Below are 9179 nucleotides of genomic sequence, written 5' to 3'. Positions count from 1 at the left end.
AAGCTTATACAAGCGAACAAAAAGCTAGTGCAGGAGTCTATGTTTCTTATCGTCATGGTGAAATTCATATCATCCGAGGCTTGGTAGAAAAGCAAGCGCCCACCAATGATGTTAAGGCAGACCTGAAACCTAAAAAGGAAATTTCCGAGCGTTTAATGGAACGTCTAACCTCTCATAAAACCCTTGCCCTGCAAGATGTTTTGAGCAAGTCACCAGAAATCGCTTTTGATCTTGTGCTTACCAAAATGGTCAAAGAAACATTTCTGACTAATTCAGGTCATAGCAATTCATGTTTTCATCTACGAATGGGCGAACCACATTTCCCTCATGATGATGAAAGTCTTAAGGATTGCTTTGCCCATGCCAATAAGCAAAAAGCTTTTGAAAAATGGGAGAATATTATTCAACCTAATGATGTCGCTACCCTTTACGAAGATATTTCTTCGTTGAAGAAAGAACAGAAAATGGAACTGCTGGCATTTTGTTTTGCAGGTACACTCGATGCGATTAAGCACCCTAAAGAGCATATTTCTAAAAGCAAACAAGATATGATCTATGAGTTGGCTGATCTTCTGAAACTGGATATGACCAAATATTGGAAACCAAGCGCAAGCCTGTATTTCAATCATATCTCCAAAGACAATATTATGAATGCTATCAAAGAGGTTAAAGGCGCAGGCGTAGCTGGTTCCTTCAAGAAGCTTAAGAAAAGTGACTTGGCTAACGCCGCTGAAAAACAGCTTGAAGGCAGCAATTGGCTACCAAAGCCTTTGCAGGTTGGTATTCACCAGCCAGAGCCAGCTTAAATTCAATACATAACCAACTTGGCAGGGGCTTATTGTGTCCCTGCCACCCTCTCAAGGAAAGGCTAAAAATGAAAATCTTAGAAATCAGAGATAATGGCGGGGATACGATGGATCGCTACACGGTTATTTTTAATCAACTTGAAACCAATGGCAGCTACACCGCTTTAGGCATGAACTCGACACCTTTTCATAGTATTGGAACGCATTGCACAGCCACACCGGGTGATCATCTGGGCAAACTGATAGAGTTTGAAGACCTGCCCATAGATTGCCAAGAGGCAACCCTTATGTATCTGGAGTAAGTGACATGAATACACAATATGAAACCGATGGGTTTATCTGCCATTCAGAAGAAGATGTTTTTAACAAAGGTTGTCAACCGGACACGTCAAAGTCATGGTTTAGTAATCAACGCTTTACGGATCAAACTTTAAGTGGCTTGGTTCAACAACTGAAAGACACATTCAACCCTCTGGGTGATAATATGGACATACTGCTTAATTCCTGTGAAGAAGATGGGCGCATAGATATTCAAGTCCTCGAAGATGAAGACGGATGTTACGCCAGGTCATCAGAAATTGAAAAATGGAAAATAGGACAAAAACGGTTATGGCTCTCTACTTACTCTTTTCAAGTTGAAAAAGTAACGCGCCATAAATTCAAATTGCCAACTCAATTGAAATTAGAAAGTTAGGTGTTCACTCAGGGGCGAGTGAACACTTATCATAGTTGCATCGTATCTGATGCAAGGAACCCGTAGTCCAGCTTACTTCAAAATCATGGACGCTTGGGCTGTTTTTCAATGAACTTACCGCCGCTTCGCGGTCTCCCGAGAAGTTCATGAAAAATCCATGAATTTTAAACGAGGTCACTACCACGCTGAAGCGTGGTTGGTCAGCGACACTCGCCGCTGGGCAAGGGTTCATGCACAGGGAGTAATCCCTTCGGTCTAATATTTAAACAGAAAGGAAACTATTATGACTGGCTCTAATGAAAACCAAGAAACCAAAAACAGACCAACTCACCGTCTTATCCAAGAAAAGGCATTTTATAGGATAGATGCTAATGGGCGACAGGTCAGAGACAAAGAAACCATTGAATTAGCTAGAGGATGGCTTCAGGTATCTGATAACAATGTTACCTACATCTCATGGGCCAATTCAACAATTCCAGTTTTACCAGATGTAGACGGTAAGATTGTTCGACGAGCATTTGAGATTAACTATGACGGTAACAAGTCTAGTGAAACTGAAGAGTAATTATGTAGGAAACTTGAGGCAGGGGCTTTATGCCTCTGCCTTCTTTTCAAGAAAGTAGTTGCGAACATGAAACAGAGAATGTATTTGGTTGGTGAGAAGTACATCAAGCCATTAAGTAGAAAAAGGGTAATTGAAGATTGCCTTGGTAAGCAACCTTCTATGGAGTAACAAAACACTTAGAAATTTACCGACCAAAAACCAAGCGCCCCATTTAAACAACTAAACTATACAGGTCACATCATGGCCTGTTTTTTCTTGCAAGAGATAAAATCACTAAATCTTACTATCACATTCATGGCGAGGTTAGGCTTATCAAGAACAAAGAGTGATTGATCTAAGACTGATTGCTATGAAGCCATGAAAGGTGCAACCAGGGCGCATTGAACCAATACACAGCCAAAGGTCTAGGTTTTTACACAGACATTACGTCTAGGGAGATCAAGTGATTGTTTTTCAGTGGATTAGCATGACCCAAATACGATCCAAACACATCAATTAATTATTGTCATAATTGACAAGGCATGGTGAAAAATATATGATACCAGAATTATTCACACTTAAAGAAGTAGCAACAAAACTCAAGCTTTTCAAGGGAGATAAACCCAATGAGAGTTTTGTTAAGAGTCTTATTTATCAGGGAGAACTTGAATGTATTAAAATTTCCAAGAACAACATTCGGATCACTCAAAACTCACTAGAAGACTTCGTAAGGAGAAAAACATGGCGAAAAGAAATAAAGGACCACATGTTGCTGAAAGAAAAGATCGCGGCTGGTGGGGTGTCCGAGAATTTGTTAATGGACAAAGACGTTGGCTCATTGGCGGCTGTGCAAGCGAGCAAGAGGCTGAGGATGAGCTTATCGAAATCTTAATACAAAGGCGTGAAGGCAGAGTCACCAATATTAATCTGACCGTAGGTGAAATTCTCGCTCATTATCTCGAAAATCACATTCCGCATACCGCCAGACCATCAAGAGGTTTAACATATCATGATACCTTGACCCCCTATTGGGCTTCACTAAAGGTCATTGATCTTAACAAAGCCAAGTGCCAGAAATATGTGCAGAAAAGAAGAGCACAGTTTAAAATCAAACGGGGTCGAGAAATATCGAATGATTCATTAAGGGCCGAAATTGAACATCTTAATGCTGCTCTTAACTACGCAGAAGACAATAATTTGATTTCTCAAACTCCTAAACTATGGAAACCAAAAAAAGCAGCAGCGAGAGATCGATGGCTAAATAGGAAGGAGTTAGCTCTGTTGTTGAATGCAGCTAGAAAAAGTAAAGCTAAATACCTGCCGCTATTTATTCAGTTAGCTCTATATACTGGTAGTCGCTCTGGCTCGATATTAGACCTGAGATGGTCACAAGTCGATTTGGTTAATGGAGTAATTGACTACAGATCCTCCAAACAATCTGATACGAAGGGGTATGCCGTGGTTCCTATTCCACCGCAATTAAATCACTTTCTCAGACGAGCAAAAGGTAATGAACTTGAATATGTCATTAACAACAAAGGCAAAAAGATAAAAAGTGTAAAAAGAAGCTTCGAATATGCTCGTGAATTAGCTGGTATCAATGGCAATGTTACACCCAATACACTCAGGCACACTCATGCTTCATTATTAAAGCAAGAAGGCATTGCATCAGCATTCATCGCTGAAAATATGGGCCACTCGACTCCAGAAATGGTTGACAGGACTTATGGTCACATGAGCAAGGTCTACTTAGACATAATCAAACAAGCTCGATGGGGAAAAACCACTTAACTGTACCCATGACTGTACCAAGCTGGAAAACAGGAAGACCAAAAAACTCTAAAACATGTGGTGAGATTGGTGGGCCAGGCCGGACTTGAACCAGCGACCAATCCGTTATGAGCGGAACCAGTAATTGCAAAAACCGCAGAAAAATTAAGTTTTCTGGTTTCGACAATTGCCATTATTAGCCGTTTTTCATCTTTTAACTGTACCATAACTGTACCAAAGCGATTTATCACTTGTGCTAATAACTGCTGGAGAATTTTGTCAAAATCAGTTTATCATTAAAATTTTGCTACAAAAAAACGCTTTGCTCTGCATTATATTAACAGTAACTGGCTTACTTAAAACCATACTTCTCCTCCCTCTTTTCAAAAGCCTCTTGACCTCCCTCAAGAATATCGCATACATGTTCTTTAATGCCATGCTGATATAGGATTCCAGCTTCCTCGGGTTTAAAAAAGGTGTTTTCAAGGGCCCCGGAAACATATTCGAATCTAAAGGCACGATTATCCTTTCCTGGTTGCTGACCGTCCTGGTTTGCCACTATTACATTCTCAGCATCTGTAGCCACCACCATGTTCGCATTATGCGTGACAATGATAATCTGTCTCTGTATTTTCTTCTCCTTAATGTACCCTCTTAGATCATCATAGATCGTTCGATTGTCCAGGTTATCCTCCGGTTGATCTATTAAAATAGGATGGGTAGCATTACTCAAATGGAGGATTAGTTCCAACAAAACGACCCCTCTTTTACCAGGAGACATACCTCTTAGAATATCATCTCCTTTGTGCTTGATCACATATTTGAACTTGAAACAATCTGAGAGAAGCGATTTATAAAGGTGCTCGGTAGTATATTCTTGCTTCACCCGTATTTCAGACTGATTGAGATTTCTAAGGTTGTCAAATACCAACCTAATATTGGAGATATGACGAGCTTCATCATAGCTGAACTCGTTGTCATCGTTAAATGCAGAGTAGAATACGGTATTGAACCGAGTCCGACCATCGAACGAGTTGCTGAAACTTTTGAAAGATATATGATCAAACTCTAAGATGGTTTGCAGTTCAATATCATCACTTATTTTCCGGAACTTATCAGAGTTCAGCTCATCACGTATCTCCTTGTAGCAGTTAAACATAGCTTCATACTTCGATATTATCACATCGTTGACTCGCTTTCCTTTTTCAAATATGGTCTTGAGTTGATCTTTATAAACCAGAATGTCTTTTTCCTTTTTCTGCTGTACCTGAAGTTCCTTGGTTTCCTTTTTAAGTAGTTCCTGATTTTTTACTTTTTTGTTGTAAGGCTCCAACATCTGAATAGTATCTGCGATAGCTAAGTCTATTGCACCTAGGATTCTGGTATTCTTGCCTTCATAGATAGAGAGCTGGTTTTCGTATTTCATTTGCAGACCACCAATATCGGCCTCTACATCCTTTTCGATCGAATCAAAAATTAAATTCTCCCGTTCTAACGAATTTTGATCAGAGATCAGTTCAGAAATAGCGGCTTTGGTCTCATCTAGTATTTCCTCAATACCATCCTTGACTAATTTGAGCTTCCCTCCAAAGTCTGATAAGTTTCGCTTTCGGTTTTCAAGGTTACTCTTACGCTGTGCTAGCCTTAGATATTGCCTATTATCCTCTTCAGAGAAGCCTGATTCTTTGCGCAGGTCTTCTATTACTTTTTTCAACCTTTCGATTTCCTGCTTGATACTTCTAAGGTCTCCTATCTTTTTAATCTCTGCTTGAATATCCCTAGCCTCTTCTCGCAGGCTAAGGAGAGAATCAATAGCTGAGTTGACAGTAGTTTTACATTGAGCAATTGATGTCTGCTTCTCCTCAGAATAATCCACATACACCTCATTCTGTTCCAAAATCTCCTCTACTAACTCGCTCAGGTGCTTTTCTCCCCTCTCTTCCACAAGCTGATTGATATAAAGCTGTGGTATAAAGGTTATTTGGTACTCATCTTCTTTCTGATCTGATAGCAAGCTGGAGTTTCCATTTTGCCATAGTACCTCTACATCGAAAGGATTGTCTCGTATAAAGAGTTCATAGTTATCGTTCAACGGAGCCAACTGCATCTTCTCTGCTACCATTTGAGGAGAAATGGTCTTTGCAAGGTGGTAGAGTAGCAAGGACTTCCCTGAAGACTTACCGCCAATGATTGTATTTAAGTTGGGGTTAATTTCTATCCATTCAGGTGAAAAAAGGGCATTTGGACTTTCTACAACAAACCTAGCTTTGTCAATTACCAGGTATGGAGTCTTTTCTTCAGGCTTGTTTTTTTGGATTTTGACCCGATCCTCTGGCTCATAAATCACATGCTTTAGCCCTTCAAAAGTGGGATCAGACTTGATCCAGGTGAACCTATCATCATCTGGCTCAAAGAGCTTGCCCAAACTATGCGCGTCCGAACTCCAAATACATGGTTTGAGAGTTTTGAATTCTTTTTTAAAATCTTCTTGTGAAGCGTGTTTTTTACCTAAAGCAAAGTCGATTGTTCCTTTATTGGAGCTAAAAATTAAATGAGACTTGTGAATCAAAACCTTCCTGGTAAGGTGACCCTGTGAAGTCCAACTTACCCGGCTCAAATCCTCATCTGCATAAATGGCCGTTAGATAGTTACCCTTAAATAACTTATTGTTCTCTGCCAGTACTTCAATCAATTGCTTATCGTCAACTGAGGCATTTAGCATTCCAACTTGCAAATCTGAATATCCACTAAATTCAGGTTGATGCTCCTTTAAGGATTGCCCTAATTGTATCAAATTTCTATGAGTAAGTGTTGACTCTTGGGAGCTACCATCACTTACACCTTCGTATTCAAATTTTAAATTGTGTAACAGGTTCTGCTCAATATCCTCAATCTCTACTTTGTCGGAAAGGATCAGATGAAAGTTTACCCGTCTATTCCAGGAAGGATCCACTTCCTTGCCAATTACCAACTTATTTATGCGAAACTCAATATTTGGGACAACCAGTATTCGTTCGATTTTAGCTATTTCATCGTCTGAAAATAGCTCTTCCATCTTAGTCCTGTTATTTAGGTATTCTGTTTTCAGCTTCTTATAACCATCAACGGTATAGTAATCTGTTATTCCTATTGCAGAGATTTCTAGTTGAATGGCTTTCTTAAAAAGTCCCTTGACATAATCATCCCAGTCATCTGGGAATCCGTTACTTAAAACGGATAGAGGTGTGTGAACGTGCAGATCCCATAATCTCCATTCTGATCCTTTTGGATATTGCATTTGTCTAAAATTGATATTGGAAAAAATACATAATTATAACACTACTGAGGTAAATGCAATATAGGAATCATTGACCTATTCTCACACAAACAAGGGCATCAGAAGTCAGTTGCTATTATTATTCTTTTTGCGTACTAAACCTGATGAAAACCAATCCGGATGCAAAAACTCTAATAATTCGTCTTTATCATATTCTATAGGACAATTTTGTCCTGTAATAATACTAAGCCAATATAAGAGATTTGATGTATCAGTTATGATCAGGGGGGTAGGATTAAAACTGCCACTCTAGAAGTGAATTATAGCATTGATATAAAACAGCTTATTGGAATACAGTTATTTCCGTCAAGCAAAAATGTAGCACAATTTGTAGCACAATGTAGCACAGCTTAAACGGTTGGTTCCCCAACAATACGGACTCGAAGCCTCTTATCTTTTTTCCTTCAAAGCTGAATATGGCATCGTATCTTCCCTGAATTTTTGACATTAACATAACAGCATGTTATTTTTCAGATGCGTGAAAAATTCAACTGTTATCAAAATCGAGGATTTTATGAAGAAAGTATTAGTATCAGAATTTAAAAACAAAGAGGGGGAAATTATCCCACCCCCACCGGAGTTAATTCATGCCAGCGCAACCCAAATTGCAATCCCCGTTGATGAAATTGATGACTTGAAAGAAATAGGTAACGAGGTTCAGGGAAGTTATAGCTCTTCTATAATAGTGACAGGAAGGATTATTGAATTAGGTTAAGATCTTTTTATTCTAAACCTATTTGACCCTCAATTCCCGCTTTAAAAACTCCGGCCTCACAAGACCTCGTTCTTTAATATGTTTCTCTAGAGTTCGTCTTGTTACAAATCTTGTGATCCCATCTGGCAATACCTCTGTCCTAGCTTCAAGTAGTCCATTTTCCACGGCTTGATGAAGTTTGGATTTTGTGAGTTCAATTTCCCTGGTCATTGCATAAAAATGAGCCTGAATACCAAGCGGCTCTTTCTCATGCCAAAGAAAAGCCAACTCATAGATCATCCATTCATCCCTTTCATCTTCTTTGGCGAAATCTGCATTGGGGAGAGCGATAACAACCGGGATTGGTTTGTCACCTTCAAGACTATTTCCTTTATCCTGAATCTCGCTATTTTTAACAGATGAGCGGTATAGCGACCATAATTTTTTTCTTCCCTTTTGTTGCGAATAAAACAACGGAGTTAATCATGCTTTCCGAGGAACCGATTTTATCTTCTTTTGTAGGAATTACTCTGTCTTCGTCAGACAAAACCTTGTCCTCATTGTCGGGGTAACTTTTATACAATTTATTCCTTAGCTTTTCCCGATAAGTATTCTACCCCCTTGCATCCTCACTTTTCGCATACCTGGCTGATTTAGGGTCGGCATGCCGCACCACATACCCAACAATTGCTTCCTGAAGTTCCCTGGTTTCCTTTGCAGTAAGGTTGACAAATTTTTTATCCTTAACTCCGTAAACAGCTAGCGCGAGATCAAACAAGTCCTCCAATATCTTGAGTTCCTGCCCCACGATTTCCCGTGATTTACTCATGTTTTTTTGAATGTTAGTTCAATGCTCTTTTAATGTCCCTTCGATGTACCCTCGATGTTTCTAAAACTCTCCATAATTGTTGAAAAAAGAAAATTATCACAAAGAAAATCGAATGACCAATTCAAAATCCATCACTATGAAAAATACACTTGCTCTCCTCGAAGAATTCCAAAACGATCCCCAAGCCTTCATTTGGAGGCAGGTCAAAGAAGTTGAAAAATTCAAGAAAGCAGGGTTTCCAATTGAGGTTGCTCTGCAACAAGTGGAACTCGATTACAAAAAGTTGAAGCTGCGCACAGACTCTCACTACTCCATGGAGTTAGAAGACAATTCAAACAAGCTCAAAGATGCTCAAGGTCAGTCCGGTGATTTAAATACCCGTCACAACCACTACACAGCCAGTGAAAAAGAAGGGCTTGCTGACAAGCATTTTGTAAGACTTGATAAACTCAAGGCTGGCTTAACCAGCCTCAAATCAAGGTTCACCGAATTAAAAAAATACATGTCTAACACTAAAAACAAATGA

Annotated in this window: 11 protein-coding genes; 7 read left to right on the top strand and 4 right to left on the bottom strand. The window is 39.4% G+C overall.

Annotated elements, in window-relative coordinates; genetic code table 11:
* From AC04NP_RS18780 to AC04NP_RS18770, 3 genes are all read left to right on the top strand, one after another.
* On the top strand, positions 1 to 806 hold an 806-nt coding region (locus AC04NP_RS18780), incomplete at its 5' end, for a hypothetical protein (RefSeq protein ID WP_482861467.1).
* A 68-nt stretch (positions 807 to 874) separates the two neighbouring features.
* Positions 875 to 1108: a hypothetical protein gene (locus AC04NP_RS18775; RefSeq protein ID WP_482861466.1), complete on the top strand. Its 234-nt coding sequence runs from the start codon at positions 875 to 877 to the stop codon at positions 1106 to 1108.
* Between the two features lie 5 nt (positions 1109 to 1113).
* Positions 1114 to 1500: a hypothetical protein gene (locus AC04NP_RS18770; protein ID WP_482861465.1), complete on the top strand. Its 387-nt coding sequence runs from the start codon at positions 1114 to 1116 to the stop codon at positions 1498 to 1500.
* Positions 1501 to 1504: 4 nt separating this feature from the next.
* Here AC04NP_RS18770 and AC04NP_RS18765 read toward each other — a convergent pair whose 3' ends face one another.
* Positions 1505 to 1732: a hypothetical protein gene (locus AC04NP_RS18765; RefSeq protein ID WP_482861464.1), complete on the bottom strand. Its 228-nt coding sequence runs from the start codon at positions 1730 to 1732 to the stop codon at positions 1505 to 1507.
* A 51-nt stretch (positions 1733 to 1783) separates the two neighbouring features.
* Here AC04NP_RS18765 and AC04NP_RS18760 point away from each other — a divergent pair, with 51 nt between their 5' ends.
* Entirely contained in the window at positions 1784 to 2065 is a 282-nt protein-coding gene (locus tag AC04NP_RS18760) for a hypothetical protein (protein WP_482861463.1), read from the top strand.
* Between the two features lie 720 nt (positions 2066 to 2785).
* Positions 2786 to 3835 (top strand): tyrosine-type recombinase/integrase, encoded by a 1050-nt coding sequence (locus AC04NP_RS18755; RefSeq protein ID WP_482861462.1) that lies wholly within the window; start codon positions 2786 to 2788, stop codon positions 3833 to 3835.
* 331 nt (positions 3836 to 4166) lie between these two features.
* Here the strand turns inward: AC04NP_RS18755 and AC04NP_RS18750 are convergent, their stop codons facing one another.
* Positions 4167 to 7091 carry a TrlF family AAA-like ATPase gene (locus tag AC04NP_RS18750; RefSeq protein ID WP_482861461.1) on the bottom strand — a complete coding sequence of 975 codons (2925 nt, stop codon included), beginning with the start codon at positions 7089 to 7091 and terminating at the stop codon, positions 4167 to 4169.
* 553 nt (positions 7092 to 7644) lie between these two features.
* Here AC04NP_RS18750 and AC04NP_RS18745 point away from each other — a divergent pair.
* Positions 7645 to 7845, top strand: a complete 201-nt coding sequence (locus AC04NP_RS18745) for a hypothetical protein (protein WP_482861460.1) — start codon at positions 7645 to 7647, stop codon at positions 7843 to 7845.
* An 18-nt stretch (positions 7846 to 7863) separates the two neighbouring features.
* Here AC04NP_RS18745 and AC04NP_RS18740 read toward each other — a convergent pair whose 3' ends face one another.
* On the bottom strand, positions 7864 to 8298 hold the full coding sequence (locus AC04NP_RS18740) for a hypothetical protein (protein ID WP_482861459.1): 435 nt from the start codon (positions 8296 to 8298) through the stop codon (positions 7864 to 7866).
* Between the two features lie 139 nt (positions 8299 to 8437).
* Complete coding sequence (locus AC04NP_RS18735; RefSeq protein ID WP_482861458.1) at positions 8438 to 8653, bottom strand: hypothetical protein; 216 nt, start codon at positions 8651 to 8653, stop codon at positions 8438 to 8440.
* Between the two features lie 76 nt (positions 8654 to 8729).
* Between AC04NP_RS18735 and AC04NP_RS18730 the strand changes: the two genes are divergently transcribed.
* Entirely contained in the window at positions 8730 to 9179 is a 450-nt protein-coding gene (locus AC04NP_RS18730) for a hypothetical protein (protein WP_482861457.1), read from the top strand.

Source organism: Agaribacillus sp. DX54 (genome assembly GCF_056858335.1).
Note: the sequence above shows the minus strand (reverse complement) of the source record. Positions and strands in the feature narration are given on the sequence as shown.